Here is a 19,975-nt window from a genome sequence, read left to right as displayed (position 1 = left end):
CCTTTCGGGGTCAGGCCCGCTCGACCAGTTCGAGCGCCTGGGCGGGGGTCGGGGCGTGGTGGCGTTCGTCGAACGGAACGATGGGCGGCAGGCTCTCTTCACCGAGGAAGACGCGTCGCACCACCCGTTCGGCTGCGTGTCCGTCGTCGAATTCGCAGAAACGCCGACGGAAGGTGTCCCGGCGCTCGGTCGTCTCCGGGCTGTCGTACGCGCCGGAGGCGAGCAGCCGCAGCAGCTCCGTCTGCGTGGTGGCCACCGCGCCGGGCGGTTCCTGGAGCAGGTCGAAGTAGGTGCCGCGCACCGCGGAGTAGACGTCCCAGTCGGGGACGTAGCTGATGATCGGGCGGTCGAGGACGGCGTAGTCGAACATCGCCGAGGAGTAGTCCGTGATCAGGGCGTCGGCCGCGAGGTACAGCTCCTCCACCCGGGCGTGCCCGGAGACGTCGACGACGCGGCCGGTGCGGCGCAGTTCGTTGACGTGCGGGGAGTTGCCGTAGAAGTAGTGGCCGCGCACCAGCAGGGTCGCGTCGGGCCCGAGTTCGCGGGCGAACCGGCCCAGGTCCAGGGGCGGGGTGAAGCCCGGCTGGTACTCGCGGTGCGTCGGCATGTACAGGAACACCTTGGCGCCGTCGGCCAGCCCGAGCGCGGCGCGGGCCGCGCGCACCTCCTCGGAACCGGCGTTGACGAGGACGTCGTTGCGCGGGTAGCCGGTCTCCAGCGTGGTGTACGAGCAGGGGTAGACCCGCTCCCAGATCACGGTCGAGAACTGGTTGGCGCTGATGCTGTAGTCCCAGCGGTCGCACCGCTCCAGGAGCTTCTCGAAGTCCATGTCGGTGGAGGCCGGGAACTTCTGCTGGTCCAGGCCCATCGTCTTCAGCGGTGTGCCGTGGTGGGTCTGCACGTGGATCTGGCCCTCGCGCTTGACCACGGAGTCCGCGAAGTTCACGTTGTTCACGAGGTACTTGGCGCGGGCCAGGGCCGACCAGTAGTCCCGCGAGCCCACGCGGACGACCTGCACGCCCTTGGGCACCCGGTCCGCGTTGTCCGCGCGGACCGCCCAGACCCGACGCATGTGCGGGGCCAGCCGGGCCAGTTCGGCGTCGATCGCGGCGGGGTTGCAGGAGACGCTGCGGCTCCAGTAGGCGGAGAACAGCACCAGGTTGTCGTCCAGCGGCAGCCGCAGCTGCGACTGGTAGAAGGCGCCCATCGCACCGCGCTTGGAGCGGTTGAGCGCGGTGCGGGTGCCGGTCCTGACCCGCTGGCGGAACTTCACCGCCGCCAGGGCGCTCACCATGGTGGTGTAGGCGTCGCGCTCCAGCATCCCGTACTTGTGGCCGCGGCCGCCGCCGGGACGGGTGAAGCCCTTGGGCACCCGGGCGCGGTAGTCGGCCGAGGCCCGGTGGAAGAACTCCGCCCGCGCGTCCTGCGGCAGGCGGCCGGGACGCTCCAGGATGGTCAGGTAGTGGTCGACCATCTTGCGGAACAACGGGCCGCGCCACTCGGTGAGTTCCTCGTGCGCGTCGAGGTAGTCGAAGACCCGCCGGTACTGGTCGAAGACGTCGAAGTGCTTGCGGCTGACCGTCTTGAGGATGTTGCCGCCCTCGCGCCGCTGCCGGTAGTGCACGCAGACCCGGTCGAGGACGGCGATCCGCTCGGTGCTGATCAGGGAGCAGAACGTCCAGGGGGCGTCCTCGTAGTACCCGGGCGGGAAGGTGAGTCCGGTCCGGGTGACGAAGTCGCGCCGGTAGGCCTTGTTCCACACGATCTGGAGCAGGTCGAGCAACTGGGGGCGCTCGGCGAGCGAGAAGGTGTCCGGCCCCTTCTCCTTCAGCAGGTCGGCCCGCAGGTTCGGGCGGACGCGGCCGTCCCAGTAGGTGCGCGCGTAGTCGAAGATCAGGATCTCGGGATCGCCCGTGGCCTCGATCCGGTCCCGAATGGCCGAAAGGGCACCGGCGGACAACGTGTCGTCACTGTCCAGGAACAACACGTAATCGCCGGTGGCCTTTTCCAGTCCGGCGTTGCGTGCGCGTCCCAGGCCCACGTTTTCCGTGAGGTGAATCACATGAATCCGGTCGTCGCGTTTCGCGTACTCGTCGAGAATGGCCCCTGACCCGTCCGGCGAGCAGTCGTCGACCGCGATGATCTCGAAGTCCGTGCAGTCCTGCCCGAGTATGGAGTCAAGGCACTCGGGCAGATAGCCCTGCACCTTGTACACGGGGACAACGAGAGAGAGCTTGGGCATCCTTACAACCTGTTCCGAGAACTGACCACGGGACCGCGGGCTGGGACCGGAACGCGCTCCGGGCACCGCTCGGGCCTGGAGCGCGCCGCCGCATCAGCGTAAAGGATTCACGCGGTGTTTCCGCGGGCACGGTAGCCGGACACTCTGTGGCCCGCCACAGCGGGAAATGGCCGGACCGGCCGCCCTAATGGGCCGTGTGGAAGCGGCTGGAGAACTTCCTCACATTCGGACCCCCTGTCCTCTTTACCGACTTGCGTCGCTTTCCGCCCCATGTGCCCGACTCGATCTCCGCGGTGCGGGAAAGGGGCGGCGGCGGGTGTCGCGGGCCCGTACGGGACGGGGGCGAGCTGGCTGGTCACGGGCGGCGCCGTGGTGCGAGGTGCGGGGGTGTCCCGGGGCGGCGCAGGCGTGGGAGTGCATGCCGCGGGGTCCGCGACGTGCGGGACCTGCCCGGCGCGCGGCACCGGCCGTGTGTCCGGTCCGGTGCCGTCGGTGACCGGCGGCGTGCTCAACCGCCCCTCCCCAAGGGCGTGATTCGTGACCATGCTGTGACAGGCGTGGTGCACGCCACGGCCTGGCAGGGGGCTCAGGCGTGGCCGCGCGGTTCCGGGGCCGCGGAGGGGACGGACGGCCGGGCGGGTTCGCGGCGCGGGCCGGGGACGGGGCACTCCGCGGCGAGCCGCTCCGCCATCCTGGCCCGGTGCCGGCCCGCCGCCGCGCACAGGTCCCGTACCGCACCGGCGAAGCGCTCCCGGGACGGCGGCTCGGCCGGACCCAGCAGCCGCAGCGCCAACGCGGCGCGCTCCCCGGCGAGTTCGTCCCGCTCCGGATGGCGCACCGCGTGGAGGAGCGCGGGCACCCCGGACGCGTCCGGGGTCAGCACGGTCGCCGCCGCCACCGTCGGGAACGACTTGCGGAACACGTCCTCGGCCAGCGTGCTGGTGTTGGCGACCGCGTACGGCTTGCCGCTCGCCAGGAAGTCGCTGATCACGCTCGACACATCGCTGATCAGCAGATCGGCCCGGTTGAAGCAGGCGTAGAGCGAGGGCCGGGCCTCCGTGACGACCCGGTGCTCCCACGCGGGCAGCGACGCCCAGTACGCCTCCTCCCACGCGAGGGCCGCCCGCCGCACCGCCTCCGCCCGACCGGGCCGCGGCGCGGGCTGCCGCAGCATCCGCTCCGCCTGGTCCGCCGCCGACCGGAATCCGGCCGCGGTGAGCCGGTCCAGCTCCGCCGCCCGCCGGGCCAGCGCGGTGGCCGCCGCCGCGTCCGGCCGGGGCCCGCCCCGCTCCCGGTTCGCCGCCCGCACCAGCTCGCGGATGCGCAGGTCGGCGGCCCGGGCCCGCGCGTCCACCGACCCCGTCAACGGGTGCGGCTTGTACAGCAGCCGTACGCCCGGGTCCGCGAGCAGCGCCCGCACCAGGTTCTCCCCGGCCTCGACCACCGACGTGTTGCCGGGGTTGCCGTCCCAGCCCTCCCAGGTCGGCGCGTACAGGACGGTCGTGAACGCCCCGGGCGCGGGCGGCCCCGCGTACGGCCGTACGGCGTCCAGCTGCGGGCGGCCGATCTCCACCACGTCCCTGTCGTCGACGCCGACCTCCGCCAGCGCGTACCGCTCGCGCGCCGCGGGTCCCGCCACCCACACCTCGTCGTACGCCTTCGCGTACGGGTTGCACGAGGACAGCTTGTCGCTCTCCCCGTGGTTGACGAAGGCGTGCTTGATGGTCGGGATGCGCAGGACCTGCGAGGTCTTCCCGGAGTTGGAGGGGTGCAGGAGGACACGGAGCGTCGAGTGCTCCAGGCGCATCAGCGTCGACACCTTCGGCAGGCACACCACCGGGATGTCGGTCGCCGCGATCCGCTGCACCATGTGCCGCTCCCGCAGCACGATCACCGGCCGCCCGTCCAGCCGCGCCAGCGGCTCCAGCCACATGTTCGCCTGGTACGCCGAGGAGGCCCCGCCCGAGAAGTACAGGCCGACCGTCGGCCGGTACCGGGTCAGCCACGCCTCGAACCAGTCGAGCACCTCCTGCTCACCGGCGGGCCTGCGCCCCGGCAGCAGCCGCAGCAGCAGCGCGCCCAGACCCGTCAGTGCCAGCGCCAGGGACAGCGCGAGCCCGCCCGCCCCGTACTCCGGCGCGTCGGTCGCCGCCGTCGCCAGCAGCCCGGCCGTCGCGGGCAGCCCGAAGGCCGCCAGCCGGTGCCCGGGGCGACGCAGCAGCACAGGGGGCGCCGGGGTCAGCCGCAGCGCGGAGGCGTCGATGTTCCGGGTCACCACGGGCAGCGTCCGGGTGCGCCGGACCAGGACGGACACCGCCTGGATCGCCCAGTGCACCGCGTAGAAGAGGAGCAGCCCCGCGACCAGCGGCGCGTACGCCCCCTCGCGGTGCTGCTCGCCCAGGCGCAGCAGGCCCACCACCAGCAGCAGGTCGCGCAGCACGTGCCGGACGGTGACATCGGCGTGCGACTTGGCGAACAGCGACACCATGCCCCGCTGCCACCGGTACAGCGCCGCCTCGGCGGCCAGCGAGGCGGCGCTCGCCGCGAGCAGCAGCGGCACGTGCGGCAGCAGCGCACCGAGGGCCTGGGCGGCGAAGGCCGCCGCCAGCACGCCCAGGACCAGCAGCTTCACGGCGGTCCGCCGCCCCGGCAGGCGGAAGCGGGGACCACGGGGCCGCCGGGAGGGCCGGGGCAGACGGCGGCGGGGCAGGGATAGGGGCACTGCGGTCGCTCCAGGCTCGTCACGCATCGGACAACCGGGTTAACGCCCAGTGACCGTCCGACGACACGCGCGTGTTGACGCCGGGCCTTGACGCGACGCGGACCCGGCGGGCCCCGGGCCCGCCGTCCGCAGCGTGAACTCCGGTGCGGCGCGTGTTCGCCTTCGCGTAGATTGCCTGGCGAGCGCAGGGATCGGCGCGTGTCGACGGGAGAGGCGGACGGGGCCGTGGCAGGGGCGAGGCCGGGAACAGGGCCGGAGGCAAGGCAGGCGGTGGGCGAGGCCCGCAGGATCGTCGTCAAGGTCGGTTCCTCCTCGCTGACCACCGCCGCGGGCGGCCTGGACGCCGACCGGGTCGACGCGCTCGTCGACGTGCTGGCCAAGGTGCGCGGGACCGACAAAGAGATCGTCCTCGTCTCCTCCGGCGCCATCGCCGCCGGGCTCGCCCCGCTGGGCCTGCCCCGCCGCCCGAGGGACCTGGCCCGCCAGCAGGCCGCCGCCAGCGTCGGCCAGGGGCTCCTGGTCGCCCGCTACACCGCCTCCTTCGCCCGCTACGGCGTCCGCGTCGGCCAGGTGCTGCTGACCAGCGACGACATGAGCCGCCGCGCCCACCACCGCAACGCCTCCCGCACCCTGGACAAGCTGCTGGCGATGGGCGCCTTCCCGATCGTCAACGAGAACGACACCGTCGCCACCGACGAGATCCGCTTCGGCGACAACGACCGCCTCGCCGCCCTCGTCGCCCACCTGGTCCGCGCCGACCTGCTGGTGCTGCTGTCCGACGTGGACGGCGTCTACGACGGCGACCCGAGCAGGCCCGGCACCTCGCGGCTGGCCGAGGTGCGGGACATGGCCGACCTCGCGGGCGTCGACATCGGCAGCGCGGGCAAGGCCGGGGTCGGCACCGGCGGCATGGTCACCAAGGTCGAGGCGGCCCGGATCGCCGCCGCCGCCGGCATCCCCGTGGTGCTGACCAGCGCGGTGCACGCGGCCGACGCCCTGACCGGCGGCGACACCGGCACCTACTTCCACGCCACCGGCAGGCGCTCCGCCGACCGGCTGCTGTGGCTCCAGCACGCCTCCACCCCGCGGGGAGCGCTCGTCCTCGACGACGGGGCGGTGCGGGCGGTCGTCGAGGGCCGCAAATCGCTGCTGCCGGCCGGGATCGCGGGCGTCGAGGGCGAGTTCGCCGCGGGCGACCCCGTCGAGCTGCGGGACGGCACCGGCCGGGCGGTGGCCCGGGGGGTGGTCAACTTCGACGCCAAGGAGATGCCCCGGCTGATCGGCCGCTCCACCCGGGAACTGGCGCGCGAACTCGGACCCGCGTACGAACGTGAGGTCGTACACAGGGACGATCTGGTGATCCTGCACCCGTAATGGGTCGAAACGTCCCCGAATCGGTGGTGGACGTTCCGCAAAACCGCCCCGCGATCTCGCGCGGCCTGCTCAACTTTCCTCAGGGACAAGCCCGGCCGACCACCGGGCCGAGCCGTGTGCGTGAAGGAGGCCGTCGTGAGCGGAGTACGCCCTGGGACGGCGGCACCCCGCGGTGGTACCGCCTCCCGCGGCGGCACGGGCGCGCGCCCCGGCGGCGCCCGGGGCGCGAACCGCGCGGGCGGCGAGGAGCGCGCCCTGACCAGCGTCGCGGCCGGGGACCGCTTCCACGGCGAGGAGCCCGAGCACACCCCGCGCCTGTGGCACGTCACCCTCAGCGTCTCCGGCGCCCGCGCCCCGCTCACCGAGGTGCGCCGGGCGCTCGAACAGCTCGCTCACGACCACCCCTTCCTGCTGACCAGCCGCTACGCCGACGACCACGCGGAGATCCGGTACTGGGAGGAGGCCCGCGACCTGCACGACGCCGCCGCCGTCGCCCTGCGCCTGTGGGGCGAGCACCGGCAGACCGCCGGGCTGCCGCCCTGGGAGATCGTCGGCCTGGAGGTCATCGACCGGGCCACCTACCACCAGCGCATCGCCGCGGGGTACGGTCCCGCCCCCGCGACGCCCGTCGGTGTTCACCCGTTCTGACCCTTCCCCCGGCCCATCTCGCGGGATGGGACGACGGGTGGCCGCCCGGAGCGCGCGCACTACCCTTCCCCCATGACCACGCTCTCGCCGTACGACTCGATGTCACCGGTCACCCGGGCCGCCTACCGGGCCAAGTCCGCCGCGGCCGACCTCGCGCCGCTGCCGCGGGCCGCCAAGGACGACGCGCTGCTCGCCGTCGCGGACGCGCTGGAGGTCCGCACGAGCGAGATCGTCGAGGCCAACGCCCAGGACGTGGCCAAGGCCCGCGCCGCCGGGACCAGCGAGGCCATCATCGACCGCCTCACCCTGACTCCCGAGCGGGTCCGCGCCATCGCCTCCGACGTGCGCGACGTCGTCGCGCTGCCCGACCCGGTCGGCGAGGTCGTGCGCGGCTCCACCCTCCCCAACGGCATCGACCTGCGCCAGGTCCGGGTGCCGCTCGGCGTGGTCGGCATCATCTACGAGGGCCGGCCCAACGTCACGGTCGACGCCGCCGCCCTGTGCCTGAAGTCCGGCAACGCGGTGCTGCTGCGCGGCTCCTCCTCGGCCTACCAGTCGAACACCGCCCTGGTCCGGGTGGTCCGGGACGCCGTGGGCGGGGCCGGGCTGCCCGCCGACGCCGTGCAGCTGGTGCCCGGCGAGAGCCGCGAGAGCGTGCGCGAGCTGATGCGGGCCCGCGGGCTGGTCGACGTGCTGATCCCGCGCGGCGGCGCCTCGCTGATCAACACGGTCGTCCAGGAGTCCACCGTCCCCGTCATCGAGACCGGCACCGGCAACTGCCACGTCTACGTCGATGCCCAGGCCGACCTCGACATGGCCGTCGACATCCTGGTCAACTCCAAGGCCCAGCGCGTCAGCGTCTGCAACGCCGCCGAGACCCTCCTGGTCCACCAGGACATCGCCGCCGAGTTCCTGCCCCGAGCACTGGCCGCGCTCGCCGAGGCCGGGGTCACCGTGCACGCCGACGAGCGGGTGATGGCGTACGCCAAGGACTCCAAGGTGACAGCCGTCGAGGCCACACCGGAGGACTGGGAGACGGAGTACCTCTCCTACGACATCGCGGCGGCCGTCGTCGACTCCCTCGACAAGGCCGTCGAGCACATCCGGCTGTGGACCTCGGGCCACACCGAGGCCATCGTGACCACCTCGCAGCAGGCCGCCCGGCGCTTCACCCAACTGGTCGACTCCACCACCGTCGCGGTGAACACCTCCACCCGCTTCACCGACGGCGGCCAGTTCGGCTTCGGCGCCGAGATCGGCATCTCCACGCAGAAGCTGCACGCCCGGGGCCCCATGGGGCTGCCGGAGCTGACCAGCACGAAGTACATCGTCACCGGCGACGGGCACGTACGGCGCTGAAGGCGGGCGCGCCCAGGGCGACCGCGGGCGCACGGCGGGCGCACCGATCGGGGCATCTCACCCACTGGATGAATTTCCCCGCCGTCTGCCCAAAACGACCCCCCAGGTCTACTCTGGAGCCGTGCCGGAGGACGTGGGGGGCACGCCGTTCCCGGACGGCAGGGAGCCCGACGACGACCACGACCGCGGGGTGTCGGACGAAGAGTTCGCCTCCGTGGTCTTCGACGAGGCCTTCGTACAGGCGGCCGCGGTGCACGAGCCGACCGCCGTCGAACGCCTCCTGGCCGCCGCGCAGGCCAGAGCCGAGGCCACCGAGGCCGAAGCGGCCCGCCGCGGCCGCAGCAGAGCCGAGCGCTTCGACGACGGATACGGCGATTTCGGCCATGATCCCGACCTGGACGACCCGGACGACGACCGCGACCTCCTCGACCGCCCCTACGGCGCTCCCGCGGCCTACGGCAAGCAGGTCCGCTGGCACCGCCCCGTCGCCTGGCTGCTCGCCCTGGCGATGGGGATCGGCATGGTCGCGCTGGCCTTCGTGGCCGTCTACCGGGGCGCGTCCTCCGGCGGCGGCACGCAGCAGGTGCCGCCTCCCGCCTCCACCGGCCCGGAGCAGGGCGGCGCCGCGCCCCCCTCGGCCTCCGCCGACTACTCCCGGCCGGCCGTCTCGGTGCTCCCGCGCAGCCCCTGACCTGCCCCGGGGGACGGCGCCAAGCTGTCCCAACTTGACCTGTGGCAGCGCGTTTACGCGCCCGTCCCGAGACTCACTCTGAAGGTATGGCAGGGCTTGGCGGTCCGCCCGGAGGAAGGCCCGAGGGCGCTCCCGGAGGCGGAGAGGACGAGTACCGATCCGTCGTCTTCGACGAATCGTTCGTGCGCGCTGCCCGGCTCCAGGAGTTCTCCGCCCAGGAGCGCATCACCGACCACGCGCCCGCCGTGCGCCGCCGGCCGCCCCTGCGCCGGGCCGGACTGTCCCGGCAGGCGCTGATCCTCGTCCTGCTGATCGCCGTCGCCTTCGGCACCGCCATCTACATGGGCGTACGGCACCCCTACCAGAGCCCCGCCGGGCAGCGGGCCGCCGAGCCGGTGCGGATGACCGTCGTCCCGCTCGCCCCCCGGGACCGGGTGCCCGGCGCCGACGACGCCGCGTTCCTGTACGCGCACAGTCCCGCCGCGCACTTCAGGACCGCGGCGCAGGGCATCCCGATGCCGGGGGCCCGGCGTACGGCGCACTTCTCCGAGGACCAGGTGTTCAGCGCGCTCACCACCGCCAAGAACTACATCGTCCGATCGGCGCTCGACCCTGACGTGCTCGACGGCGGGGAGGTCCGCTCGGTGCGGGTGCTGCTGGACCCGGACCAGCTCCACCAGTTCGACGAGAGCTTCGAGAGGCCCGCCGCGGACGGCCGGCACGCCCCCACCGGGTGGTTGATCCGCTTCGACCCGGCCCGGGCGGAGCTGGCCGACCCGGAGATCCGGGTGGACGGCAGCCTGCGCGTCGTGGAGAGCGACGCGTCCACGCTGGAGGTCACCGCCGACCACACCATGGTGTACGCGCTGCGGCCGGCCGACGACGCCCGGGCCGAGGCGTCGCTGTTCACCGTCCGGCGCGAGCTGCACTTCCGCTTCGACCGGGACGCCCTGCGGCTGCACCAGACCCGGCTCGTCGCCTCCTACGTGCAGGCCGGGCCGCTGTCCTGCGCCGACGACTCGGCGAACCACCTCCGCCCGCTGCTGGCCGGGCAGCGGGCCGGGGCCGGTGTCCCGGCCGGCACCGACCCGTACACGTCGGACAACGCCACGGCCCTGTGCGGCAGCCTGGCGACGGGCGCCCAGCCGAAGGCCTGAGCGGGGCGGAAGGTCAGGCGCCGTCGCGCGGTGAGCCGTCCCGCGGAGCCTGCGGACCGTCGCCACCGCGGCCCTCGGGCCCCTCTCCGGGCGTCTCGGGGCCGGGGCCCTTCCCCGGCCCGTCCCCGTCCCCGTCCTCGGGCGGCCTCGGCTGGGAGCCGGTGAAGCCGCCGAAGCCGCGGCGCATCCGGTCGCCGAGGTCACCGGCGCCGCCCGCGATGTCGTTGACCAGCTTCATCAGCGGGTCCTTCGAGCTGCGCACATGCGTGGCGTAGTGGGACGCCGACTCGCGGAAGGAGTCCCGCACCGAGGTGTCCTTGTCCTCGTCCCGCCGCGGGTAGTGGCCGTCCATGATCCGCTGGTGGTCCCGGGAGGCCGCCCACTTCTTCAGCTCGGCGGCCCGCACCGTGGTGAACGGGTGCGAGCGGGGCAGCACGTTCAGGATCTTCAGCACCGAGTCGCGCAGGTCGCCGCCCGCCTCGTACTCCTCGGCCTGCTCCAGGAACGCGTCCACGTTCATCTCGTGCAGGTGGTTGCCGCCCGCGATCTTCATCAGGCCCCGCATGGACGCCTGCGGGTCCTGGCCGACCAGCAGGCCCGCGCGGTCGGCGGACAGCTCCGACTTGCGGAACCACTCGCGCAGCGCGGTCACGATCGCCATGATCGCCACGTTCCCCAGCGGGATCCAGGCGACCCGGACGGCGAGGGATGTCAGGAAGAGCAGGACGGTCCGGTACACCGCGTGCCCGGACAGGGCGTGCCCCACCTCGTGCCCGACGACCGCCCGCATCTCCTCCTCGTCGAGCAGCTCGACCAGGCCCGTGGTGACGACGATGATCGGCTCGTCCAGGCCGATGCACATCGCGTTCGGCGTCGGGTCCTGGTTGACGTACATCGGCGGGACCTTCTCCAGGTCCAGGATGTAGCAGGCGTCGCGCAGCATGACGTTCAGGTGGGCGAACTGCCGGTCCGAGACGCGCACCGAGTCGGACAGGAACAGCAGCCTGAGACTCCGCTCGGGCAGCAGACCGCTGAGCGCCTTGAAGACCGTGTCGAAGCCGCTCAGCTTGCGCAGCGCCACCAGGGCGCTGCGGTCGGCCGGATGCTCGTACGCACGCGAGGAGATCCCGGGGAAGCGCCTGCGCTGCCTGCTCGGCACGTGCTCGTGCCCGTTGTGGTGGCCGTCGGACATCTCTTCCCCCATGCGCGTATGTGTGACCCGGACGTACGTATGGTTTTTACGAACCCTTGTGCGGCCCTTTGCGCCCCCCGAGCCGGGCCCAGCCTAGGCGGAGCTACCGTGGACGGGCAGCACGTCTAAGGAGTCCGCGCCATGCAGCACACCCCCCACCCCGACTGGCTCGCCGGGGCCGCGACCGCCGCCGAGCAGCAGGGGCCGGGGAATCTGCTCCGGATCGTCCTGATCGTCATGGTGGTGGGCTGTGTGCTGACCGCGTGGTTCCTGCTGCGGGGGTACAAGCAGAAGGACGACTGAGGAGATCCGAAGGTTCCCCCGGACCCGCCGCACCCGGTCGTCGCCCGTCCCCAACGGCGGAGTCGGCGTGATCGCCCGCGGGGCGCCCGCATACGATGAGCGGACGTCCAGTCCCGCCCACACCGGATAGGTCCTGCCGAAGATGAGCCTTCCCCTCAGCGCCGCACAGTTCGTCACCCTCGCCGCCGAGGGCGGCGAGGAGCACGGCGGCAACCACGAGAGCCTCAGCCCCTACGTCACCGGCATCGGCGCGTTCGTCATCCTGATGCTCCTGCTGTGGATCACCACCCGGTTCAACCGCGACCGCTGAGCCCGCGGCCCAGTGGGCGCGACCGGGTCGCTCCGGGCGGGCCGGTAGGGTCTGCTCGCATGGGAGAGCACGACACGCCTACCGGCCCGGCGCACGCGCCGGCGCGCGGCACGCAGAACGCGGTGCCCGCCCGCGCCGCCGGACCGGTCAACGGTCCGGGCGACGGCCCGTCGCCGGGCAAGCGACGCCTGGGCGTCATGGGCGGCACCTTCGACCCGATCCACCACGGCCACCTCGTGGCCGCCAGCGAGGTCGCCGCGCAGTTCCAGCTCGACGAGGTGGTGTTCGTACCGACCGGGCAGCCGTGGCAGAAGAGCGACCGCGCGGTCTCCGCCGCCGAGGACCGCTATCTGATGACGGTCGTCGCCACCGTCGAGAACCCGCAGTTCTCCGTCAGCCGCATCGACATCGACCGCGGCGGCCCCACCTACACCGTGGACACCCTGCGCGACCTGCGCGCCCTCAACCCGGACGCGGACCTGTTCTTCATCACCGGGGCCGACGCCCTCGCCCAGATCCTCACCTGGCGCGACAGCGAGGAACTGTTCTCCCTCGCCCACTTCATCGGCGTCACCCGGCCGGGACACACCCTCACGGACGCCGGGCTCCCCAAGGGCGGCGTCTCGCTCGTCGAGGTGCCCGCCCTCGCCATCTCCTCGACGGACTGCCGTGCGAGAGTCGCCAAGGGCGATCCCGTCTGGTACCTGGTGCCCGACGGAGTCGTGCGCTATATCGACAAACGCCACCTGTACCGCGGCGAGTGAGCCGAGAGGGGCACCGGTGAACGACGGATACGACGCGGGACACGGCGACGACCAGTACGAACTCGTCGGCTACGACGAGTACGGCCGCCCCGTGTACCGCCACGCCCAGGGGCAGGCGCAGGGCCAGGGCCACGCCCAGCCCGGCCCCCAGCAGCAGTACGACCCCTACGCGCAGCAGCAGTACGGGCAGCAGGGCTACGGCTACGACCCGTACGCCACGGGCACCCAGCAGCCCGTCCAGCAGCCCTACGACCCCTACGGCTCCCAGGGCGGCTACGACACCGGTCAGCAGCCGGCGCAGCCGCCCGCGCCCGACTACGGCGGCGGCTACGGCGGCCATCCCTCCGGCCCGCACGGGGGCGCCCCGGCCCCGCAGCCGCCGTACGACCCGTACGGGCAGGCCGCGACCAGCGGGCCGCAGCCCCGGGTCGCCGAGCAGACCGCCCACATTCCGCAGCAGGCGGGCCCGCCCGAGGAGCGGGAATACCCGGACACCGCGGGGGCCCATGAAGCCGGCGGGGACTACCGCACCGAGCAGTTCGCCTTCGTCGAGGAGCCGACCGGCGACTCCGAGGACGTCATCGACTGGATGAAGTTCACGGAGAACCGCACCGAGCGCCGCGAGGAGGCCCGGCGGCGCGCCCGCTCGCGCGTCGTCGCCCTGGTCGTCGTCCTGGCGCTGGTCGCGGTCGGCGGCGTCGGTTACCTCTGGTACGCCGGGAAGCTGCCCGGGCTCTCCTCCTCCGACGACAAGACCGGCGCCGCGACGACGGCGGGCGCCCAGAAGCGCGACGTGATCGCCGTCCACCTGCACGACACCAAGGGCGGCGGCACCTCCACCGCGCTGCTCGTGAACAACACCACCACCAAGCAGGGCACCGCCGTGCTGGTGCCCAACGCGCTGGCCCTGAGCGGCGACGACGGCAGCACCACCACGCTCGCCAAGTCCGTCGACGACGAGGGCCCCGACGCGACCCGCACCGCCCTCGACTCCGCCCTGGGCACCGACATCGAGGGCACCTGGCGGCTGGACACGCCCTACCTCCAGATCCTCGTCGACCTGGTCGGCAACATCGACGTCGACACCGACGCCGACGTCCCCGACCCGGAGTCCAAGGACAAGGGCGCCGCGCCCCTCGTGCGCAAGGGCGAGGGCCAGACCCTCAGCGGCAAGATGGCCGTCGCCTACGCCACCTACGGCGCCAAGGGCGAGGACGCGAACGCCCAGCTCCAGCGGTTCGGGCAGGTCATGCAGGGGGTGCTGCGCAAGCTGTCCTCCGACCCGCAGGCCGCGACGACCACCGTCCAGACCATGGGGATGATCCTCGACCCGCCGCTGACCGAGAAGGACCTCGGCACCTTCCTCGCCGGGCTCTCCGACCGCGCCAAGGGCGGCGACTTCAAGACCGCGCTGCTGCCCGTCCAGGACGACGGCGGGCTCAGCGCCGAGACCAGCGACAGCGTCGTCAAGGACGTCCTCGGCGGCACGGCCAAGAGCCCCGACAAGGACGCGGCCGTCAGCGTCTCCGTCCGCAACGCCACCGGCGAGGAGGACCGCACCGGCAAGGCCCGCGTCGTCCTCCTCAACGGCGGCTTCACCTTCGTGTCGGGCGGCACCGCCTCCGGCACCGAGGCCACCTCGGAGGTCGTCTACGCGGAGGCCGCCGACAAGGAGAATGCCGTCCAGGTCGCCAAGACCCTGGGTCTGCCCACCGACGCCGTCTCCCAGGGGAAGGTCTCCGCGAACGCGCGGGTCTCGGTGGTGCTCGGCCAGGACTACAAACCGGCGTCGTAGGGGCGGGGGAATTCCGCGTGGGCCCGTGTCGGCGGTCGTGAGACCCTTGAGGTCAACCGACCGCCGACCCGAAAGCCAGGCAGTGACCGCGACCGACCGCTCCATCGAACTCATCAACGCAGCCGCCCAGGCGGCGGCCGACAAGCTCGCGCACGACATCATCGCCTACGACGTCAGCGACGTGCTGTCGATCACGGACGCCTTCCTGCTGGCGTCCGCGCCCAACGACCGCCAGGTCAAGTCGATCGTCGACGAGATCGAGGAGCGGCTGAACAAGGATCTGGGCGCCAAGCCGGTGCGCCGCGAGGGCGACCGCGAGGCCCGCTGGGTCCTGCTCGACTACGTCGACATCGTCGTCCACGTCCAGCACAGCGAGGAGCGCGTCTTCTACGCCCTGGAGCGGCTGTGGAAGGACTGCCCCGAGCTGGAGCTGCCCGCGGACGCCAAGGAGACCCGCGGCAAGGCGGAGGAGCACGCGAAGCTCCAGGCCGCCGAGGAGGCGACGCGCACCGACGAGGACTGGCGTTGAGCGCCACCGGAGAGGTGACGGCGGGCAGGCCGGGCCGCGGCCGCCGCGTCATCCTGTGGCGGCACGGCCAGACCGCGTGGAACGTGGAGCGCCGCTTCCAGGGCAGCACGGACGTCGAGCTGACCGAGACCGGCGTCGCCCAGGCCCGCCGCGCTGCCGGGCTGCTCGTGCACCTGCGGCCCGACGCGATCGTCGCCTCCGACCTCGTGCGCGCCGCGAACACGGCCGCCGAGCTGTCCGTGCTCACCGGCCTCGAGGTGACCCTGGAGGAGGGCCTGCGGGAGACCTACGCGGGCGTCTGGCAGGGCCTGACCCACGAGGAGATCATCGCCCGGCACGGCGACGAGTACGCGGCCTGGAAGCGCGGCGAGCCGGTGCGCCGGGGCGGTGGCGAGCTGGAGACCGAGGTCGCCGACCGCGCCGCCCCCGTGGTGCTGCGGCACGCCGAGAAGCTCCCCGAGGACGGCACCCTCGTCGTGGTCAGCCACGGCGGCACGATCCGCACCACCATCGGACGTCTGCTGGGCCTGGAGCCGCACAGCTGGGAGAGCCTCGGCGGCCTGACCAACTGCTGCTGGTCGGTCCTCGGCGAGGGCGCCCGCGGCTGGCGCCTGCTGGAGCACAACGCCGGCACCCTGCCGGAACCGGTGATCGGCGACGACGTCTGAACCGCGATTTCACTTTCCGGCAGGTCGCAGGCTAAAGTTCTTCTTGTTCGCCCCGCCGAGCGGAGCGGACGAAGAGCAGGACCATGCGGCTCGGGTCGCGTGGCACCAGGGGCTATAGCTCAGTTGGTAGAGCGCCTGCATGGCATGCAGGAGGTCAGGAGTTCAATTCTCCTTAGCTCCACAGCCCACGGACGAATCCCGTCCCCTTCGGGGGGCGGGATTTTTCGTCTGCGTCCGCTTGAGCAACAGGCGTCCCACAGGCGTATACGTCGGTGGGATTCCGTGTCCGGACCGGTACTGAGGCGTCGCTGACCGGGTCGGCCCGGCCGTGGCAGAATCAAACGGCCGGAAGGGGACCGCGGCCCGACGGGAGGGAGTGGCGATGCCTGGGAGCATCCTCGAGGAGGTCGGTCACCTCCTCGGCGGAGCGGTGGCACGGAACACGGTCACCCGCCTCAGCTGCCCTTCCTGCGGTTCCGGACATGTGGCCCAAGTCCTCGGCGACAACGGCGGGATCTCTTACGTGTGCACGGCCTGCGGCCACAGCTGGAGCTGATCGATGGGTGCACACAGGCGGAAGTGCGACTGGTGCGGCAGCGGCACGCCCATCGTGCGCGACATGGAACCGGTCAACCCCGACTACCAGTACTGGTGCGAGGAATGCGCGCGGGCGCTGATCATAAAAGGCGACCCCATCGAGACGTACCGCGAACTCGAGGGTGAGCCGATCTACGGCCGGCTCCTGGAGGAGCACTGCACGCTCAAGCGCTTCTACTCATTCGTGACGGCATAGGGCGAACCGGACGGAACGGAAACGATTTGGCGTTCGCCCCGGTGGAGCGTGTAATGTTGGCGTCGCCGCCGGGGAGACCGGGCGGACGAAGGGCAAGGGGCTATAGCTCAGTTGGTAGAGCGCCTGCATGGCATGCAGGAGGTCAGGAGTTCAATTCTCCTTAGCTCCACACTTCACAGACAAACCCCCGGATCATCGATCCGGGGGTTTGTTCGTGCCTCAGCGGCCCAGCGCCCGGCGGCCGCGGCCCTGGGACAGCACCGGCAGATTCCCGCGCGAGGACGGCACCTGCCCGCGGGTGTCCTCCTCGATGCGCAGCGCCAGCGCCGGGCAGCGGCGCACCGCGCGCACCGCCTTGGCCTCCGCGAACCGCGGCACCTCGGCCTGCGCGACGGTCGGGAAGCCGTCGGCGCCGAGCTGGAAGACCTCCGGGAGGATGTCCGCGCACAGCCCGTGCCCCCGGCACAGCGTCCAGTCGACGTAGATCTTCTGGCGGCTGGGGCCGTTCTCCTCCCCGCCGCCCGGGACGCCGGTCGGGGTCCTGCCCCCCTCGAAGAGCGGCAGGACGCCCTCCACGGGCCGTCCGCAGCCGTTGCCGAGGACATGGGCGGCCAGGTCGTCCGTGAACGCCTTGACGGTGGACTCCAGGAACATCGCCGAGCCGTCCGGGTGCGAGCAGGCACCGCGCCGCTTCACGTTCTGCGCGACCTGCTTGACCGCCTCCAGGGCCGCCGGGCCACCGCCGTTGAGGATGTCCTCCAGGCCCCGCGCGGCGGCCGGCAGGCCCAGGTAACAGGGCCCGCACTGGCCGGCGCTCTCCTCGGCCAGCCACTGCGCCACCCGCAGCGACTCGCCCAGCGCGCAGGTGTCCTGACTGATCGGCAGGATGGCGCCCGCGCCGAGCGAGCCGCCCACCTGCTGCAGCGAGTTGCGGGAGACGATCGCCTCGTCGACGGTCGCCGCGTCGATCCACTTGCCGTGGTAGCCGCCGGTCAGTACGCCCTGCGGCATCGGCGGGGCGCCCGCCAGCTGGAGCACGTAGCGCAGCGGCACGCCCGTCGGGACCTCGATCACCATCGGGCGGGCCACCGCGCCGGAGACCGTGAGCAGCACGGTGCCCGGCTCGTCGTACAGGCCGGTGTTGCCGTAGCGCTCGGGGCCGATGCGGGCGGCGATGGCCAGCTGGGCGAAGGTCTCGGCGTTGGACAGCAGGGTCGGCGCGCCGCCGACGCCGCTCCTGGAGGCGCTGACCTTGCGGCCGGGCGGGATCGCGGGGCCGCCGTCGATGGAGCGGATCAGCGAGGCCGCCGCGCCGGTGACCATGCGCACCGGGTTGCGCTGCACGCGCGCGCGGAGGGCGGAGCGGCGGCCGTTGCTCAGCCCGCGTTCGGCCAGGGCGGCCTCCATGGAGCGCTGCGTGGACTCTCGGGTGACCCCGATGACCAGCGTGCGGGCGCCCATCGCCTCGGCGCACAGCAGCGCGCCGTCCAGGATCAGGTGCGGGGCGCGGTTGATCAGCACCGTGTCCTTGCGGCAGGCCGGTTCGTCCTCGCTGCCGTTGACGACCACGACCGGGCGTACGCCGCGCTTGATGGCCGCCTCGGCGACCGAGCGCAGCTTCTTGTGGAAGGGGAAGCCCGCGCCGCCGCGGCCCTTCAGGTTGATGCGTTCGGAGAGCTGCGCGAGCTGCTCCCCGCCCATCGGTTCGAGCGGACCGTGCACCTTGAGGTGCATCGGCAGATCCAGGCGCTCGACAAGGTCGAAGCCCGACGTGAGCTGGGGAAGCCCGACCACGCGGACCTCTGGGACGTCGGGCAGGGCCTCGTTCAATTCAAGCCTCCGGAAGGCGTGTTCCAAGGTTCACCGGAACCCGGTGCGTCGAAGTCGTGGGACGGCGACGGCACACCGGGGGTTGGTTCGGGGGCGGGACCGCTGTTGTAGGTGTCGCTGGGGTAGTACGTGTCGTAGACCGCGTTCGTCTCACGGGTGTCGTACACGTCACTCGAGCCGTAGCCGGAGGCGGGGGACGCCGAGTACCGCGCGGAGTAGTCCGCGGCGTCCGTGCCGCCGTAGACCGGGATGGTGTGACCCGTGTCGTTGAGCGGGTCGTAGACCGACGGGGGCGCCTCGCCGACCGGGGGCGGCGACGGTACGGGCCAGCTGCCCGAGGTGCTGCCGCCGCCGTCCATGACCGGCATCGCCCCGGTGGGCCGCAGGTCCGGCGGCAGCTGGGCGGACGCGGCCGGGTCGGCCGTCAGCGGCGCCCGGCGCGTGCCCGAGGGGCCGGACACGGCGCGGTAGGCCGCCGCGAAGCCGCCCGCGGGCTCCGGCGGAGTGAGGCGTTCCGCGGGTTCGTACAGCGGGGCGGACGGGGAGCGGCCCGCGCGCGAGGACGACGCCCCGGCGCGCTCGTAGCCGGGCAGGGCCGCGGTGTCCCCAGGCCGGCTCTCCGCCTGCTCCTCGCGCGCGGGCCGCTCCCCGGTCCCGAGGAGTCCGGCGATCCGGTCGGCGACCTTCCGCTTGACCGGCCGGGGCGCCGCGCGCAGCGCCAGGGCCGCCATGACGCCGACCAGGGACAGCGCGTACAGCACCAGGAAGACCGGCTTCGCCGCGCGACCCGCGTAGAGCCCGTGCAGCAGGGCCAGGCACCACGCCGGGTAGGCCAGCATGTGCATGGCCCGCCAGCGGGCCGCCACGGGGGCCGGGGAGGCGAAGCGGTTGCGCAGGGCTCCGGTGACCCCCACGAAGATCATGAGCATGCTGGCCAGGGTGCCGAAGCCGATGAGGACGGCCCGGCCGCCGAACTCCTCGTCGTCCGTGGCCAGGAGTCCGAACGGGAGGACCGCGGCGACCCAGGTGGTGTGGTCCAGGGCCAGCTTGACCACGATGTGCACCAGCAGGAAGACGACCGAGGCGACCGCGGTGGTCCGGTGCACCGCCTGGGCCAGGATCCGCTGCCGGGTGTCGAGGACGATCCGGTCCTGGGCGAGCAGACCCCAGATCACCGAGCAGCTGAGGAAGACGAGGGAGAGCACGCCCGCGCCGAAGTCCAGGAACTGGGCGAAGGTGTCGTCCACCGTGCTGTCGTTCGTCACCACGGCAGTGCTCCCCACGCCAGGGACGTGAGGGGAGGCGGCGAGCTGGTGTCGCGAGGGTGGATCGGGGGAGGGTTCATGGGGGCAACTCCGGAGCGGTTCGGGAAAGCGGTCCCGCTGCCGCACTCTAAGTGGCGCCATACCCGTGGGTAGGAGGTTTGAGTTATTGCGTTGTTATCAAATGACAGCGCGCTCGTGCTGGTGCCCCTTAGTGGTCGTTACGCGAAGTAACCTTTGACCTTGGTTCAGGTTCGCCTCCGGTCTCCGGATCGCGGGCCCCGGATTCCGGTCGGCCGCACGCCGGCCCGAAGCCCGTCGCGGCCCGATCGGCGA

17 protein-coding genes and 2 tRNA genes are annotated in these 19,975 nt (G+C 72.6%); 14 read left to right on the top strand and 5 right to left on the bottom strand.

The genetic code is table 11. The features are described 5' to 3' along the window. Window positions 1-10 precede the first annotated feature (10 nt). Both ACGH52_RS13430 and ACGH52_RS13425 read right to left on the bottom strand, forming a co-directional pair. Complete coding sequence (locus tag ACGH52_RS13430; RefSeq protein WP_076974299.1) at window positions 11-2,242, bottom strand: bifunctional glycosyltransferase family 2 protein/CDP-glycerol:glycerophosphate glycerophosphotransferase; 2,232 nt, start codon at window positions 2,240-2,242, stop codon at window positions 11-13. A 586-nt stretch (window positions 2,243-2,828) separates the two neighbouring features. After that, window positions 2,829-4,991, bottom strand: a complete 2,163-nt coding sequence (locus ACGH52_RS13425; protein ID WP_121702955.1) for a hypothetical protein — start codon at window positions 4,989-4,991, stop codon at window positions 2,829-2,831. A 243-nt stretch (window positions 4,992-5,234) separates the two neighbouring features. On the opposite strand from ACGH52_RS13425, the gene proB reads away from it, so the two are divergent. The 5 genes from proB to ACGH52_RS13400 all read left to right on the top strand — a co-directional run bounded on the left by proB (window position 5,235) and on the right by ACGH52_RS13400 (window position 10,193). Continuing rightward, window positions 5,235-6,338 carry a glutamate 5-kinase gene (proB, locus tag ACGH52_RS13420; protein ID WP_059302522.1) on the top strand — a complete coding sequence of 368 codons (1,104 nt, stop codon included), beginning with the start codon at window positions 5,235-5,237 and terminating at the stop codon, window positions 6,336-6,338. Between the two features lie 135 nt (window positions 6,339-6,473). Next, the gene (locus ACGH52_RS13415) at window positions 6,474-6,986 is read left to right on the top strand and encodes a hypothetical protein (protein WP_076974654.1); all 513 of its coding nucleotides are present in this window, start codon (window positions 6,474-6,476) and stop codon (window positions 6,984-6,986) included. 72 nt (window positions 6,987-7,058) lie between these two features. Further along, window positions 7,059-8,345 carry a glutamate-5-semialdehyde dehydrogenase gene (locus ACGH52_RS13410; protein ID WP_399939322.1) on the top strand — a complete coding sequence of 429 codons (1,287 nt, stop codon included), beginning with the start codon at window positions 7,059-7,061 and terminating at the stop codon, window positions 8,343-8,345. Window positions 8,346-8,466: 121 nt separating this feature from the next. Then, entirely contained in the window at window positions 8,467-9,036 is a 570-nt protein-coding gene (locus ACGH52_RS13405) for a hypothetical protein (RefSeq protein WP_059302525.1), read from the top strand. Window positions 9,037-9,122: 86 nt separating this feature from the next. Further along, window positions 9,123-10,193, top strand: a complete 1,071-nt coding sequence (locus ACGH52_RS13400) for a hypothetical protein (RefSeq protein ID WP_121702957.1) — start codon at window positions 9,123-9,125, stop codon at window positions 10,191-10,193. A gap of 13 nt (window positions 10,194-10,206) precedes the next feature. Here the strand turns inward: ACGH52_RS13400 and ACGH52_RS13395 are convergent, their stop codons facing one another. Next, window positions 10,207-11,385 carry a M48 family metallopeptidase gene (locus tag ACGH52_RS13395; protein WP_399946738.1) on the bottom strand — a complete coding sequence of 393 codons (1,179 nt, stop codon included), beginning with the start codon at window positions 11,383-11,385 and terminating at the stop codon, window positions 10,207-10,209. A gap of 141 nt (window positions 11,386-11,526) precedes the next feature. Between ACGH52_RS13395 and ACGH52_RS13390 the strand changes: the two genes are divergently transcribed. The 9 genes from ACGH52_RS13390 to ACGH52_RS13350 all read left to right on the top strand — a co-directional run bounded on the left by ACGH52_RS13390 (window position 11,527) and on the right by ACGH52_RS13350 (window position 16,716). Then, window positions 11,527-11,688 carry a hypothetical protein gene (locus ACGH52_RS13390; RefSeq protein ID WP_076974294.1) on the top strand — a complete coding sequence of 54 codons (162 nt, stop codon included), beginning with the start codon at window positions 11,527-11,529 and terminating at the stop codon, window positions 11,686-11,688. Window positions 11,689-11,830: 142 nt separating this feature from the next. Next, window positions 11,831-11,998, top strand: a complete 168-nt coding sequence (locus ACGH52_RS13385) for a hypothetical protein (RefSeq protein ID WP_063124446.1) — start codon at window positions 11,831-11,833, stop codon at window positions 11,996-11,998. A gap of 59 nt (window positions 11,999-12,057) precedes the next feature. Then, on the top strand, window positions 12,058-12,762 hold the full coding sequence (nadD, locus tag ACGH52_RS13380) for a nicotinate-nucleotide adenylyltransferase (RefSeq protein WP_076974293.1): 705 nt from the start codon (window positions 12,058-12,060) through the stop codon (window positions 12,760-12,762). Window positions 12,763-12,778: 16 nt separating this feature from the next. Further along, window positions 12,779-14,557, top strand: a complete 1,779-nt coding sequence (locus tag ACGH52_RS13375) for a LytR C-terminal domain-containing protein (protein ID WP_399939319.1) — start codon at window positions 12,779-12,781, stop codon at window positions 14,555-14,557. Between the two features lie 82 nt (window positions 14,558-14,639). Beyond that, complete coding sequence (rsfS, locus tag ACGH52_RS13370) at window positions 14,640-15,086, top strand: ribosome silencing factor (RefSeq protein WP_059302530.1); 447 nt, start codon at window positions 14,640-14,642, stop codon at window positions 15,084-15,086. Further along, the gene (locus tag ACGH52_RS13365; protein WP_121702960.1) at window positions 15,083-15,754 is read left to right on the top strand and encodes a histidine phosphatase family protein; all 672 of its coding nucleotides are present in this window, start codon (window positions 15,083-15,085) and stop codon (window positions 15,752-15,754) included. The genes rsfS and ACGH52_RS13365 overlap by 4 nt, the downstream gene beginning before the upstream one ends. 108 nt (window positions 15,755-15,862) lie before the next feature. Then, window positions 15,863-15,935: transfer RNA gene (locus ACGH52_RS13360), tRNA-Ala, on the top strand. Between the two features lie 378 nt (window positions 15,936-16,313). After that, the gene (locus ACGH52_RS13355) at window positions 16,314-16,547 is read left to right on the top strand and encodes a hypothetical protein (protein ID WP_003976229.1); all 234 of its coding nucleotides are present in this window, start codon (window positions 16,314-16,316) and stop codon (window positions 16,545-16,547) included. Between the two features lie 96 nt (window positions 16,548-16,643). Further along, window positions 16,644-16,716 (top strand) — tRNA-Ala (locus tag ACGH52_RS13350). Window positions 16,717-16,766: 50 nt separating this feature from the next. On the opposite strand, the gene ACGH52_RS13345 is transcribed toward ACGH52_RS13350, so the two are convergent. Both ACGH52_RS13345 and ACGH52_RS13340 read right to left on the bottom strand, forming a co-directional pair. Continuing rightward, entirely contained in the window at window positions 16,767-18,377 is a 1,611-nt protein-coding gene (locus ACGH52_RS13345) for an NADH-quinone oxidoreductase subunit NuoF family protein (RefSeq protein ID WP_059302532.1), read from the bottom strand. Continuing rightward, a complete protein-coding gene (locus ACGH52_RS13340) occupies window positions 18,374-19,645 on the bottom strand; it encodes a cytochrome b/b6 domain-containing protein (RefSeq protein WP_399939315.1) in 1,272 nt (423 codons plus the stop codon). The genes ACGH52_RS13345 and ACGH52_RS13340 overlap by 4 nt, the downstream gene beginning before the upstream one ends. Between the last annotated feature and the right edge of the window lie 330 nt (window positions 19,646-19,975).

Source organism: Streptomyces sp. BBFR25, from assembly GCF_044590125.1.
GTDB classification, from domain to species: Bacteria; Actinomycetota; Actinomycetes; order Streptomycetales; family Streptomycetaceae; genus Streptomyces; species Streptomyces canus_D.
The sequence above is the reverse complement of the archived record's forward strand: the minus strand, read 5'-3'. Positions and strand labels throughout refer to the sequence as shown.

Excerpts from the sequence above, each read along its gene's own strand:
- ACGH52_RS13430 (WP_076974299.1), bottom strand. The coding sequence starts at position 2,242 with ATGCCCAAGCTCTCTCTCGTTGTCCCCGTGTACAAGGTGCAGGGCTAT.
- ACGH52_RS13425 (WP_121702955.1), bottom strand. The coding sequence starts at position 4,991 with ATGCGTGACGAGCCTGGAGCGACCGCAGTGCCCCTATCCCTGCCCCGC.
- ACGH52_RS13410 (WP_399939322.1), top strand. The coding sequence starts at position 7,059 with ATGACCACGCTCTCGCCGTACGACTCGATGTCACCGGTCACCCGGGCC.
- ACGH52_RS13400 (WP_121702957.1), top strand. The coding sequence starts at position 9,123 with ATGGCAGGGCTTGGCGGTCCGCCCGGAGGAAGGCCCGAGGGCGCTCCC.
- ACGH52_RS13395 (WP_399946738.1), bottom strand. The coding sequence starts at position 11,385 with ATGTCCGACGGCCACCACAACGGGCACGAGCACGTGCCGAGCAGGCAG.
- ACGH52_RS13390 (WP_076974294.1), top strand. The coding sequence starts at position 11,527 with ATGCAGCACACCCCCCACCCCGACTGGCTCGCCGGGGCCGCGACCGCC.
- ACGH52_RS13385 (WP_063124446.1), top strand. The coding sequence starts at position 11,831 with ATGAGCCTTCCCCTCAGCGCCGCACAGTTCGTCACCCTCGCCGCCGAG.
- nadD (WP_076974293.1), top strand. The coding sequence starts at position 12,058 with ATGGGAGAGCACGACACGCCTACCGGCCCGGCGCACGCGCCGGCGCGC.
- ACGH52_RS13355 (WP_003976229.1), top strand. The coding sequence starts at position 16,314 with ATGGGTGCACACAGGCGGAAGTGCGACTGGTGCGGCAGCGGCACGCCC.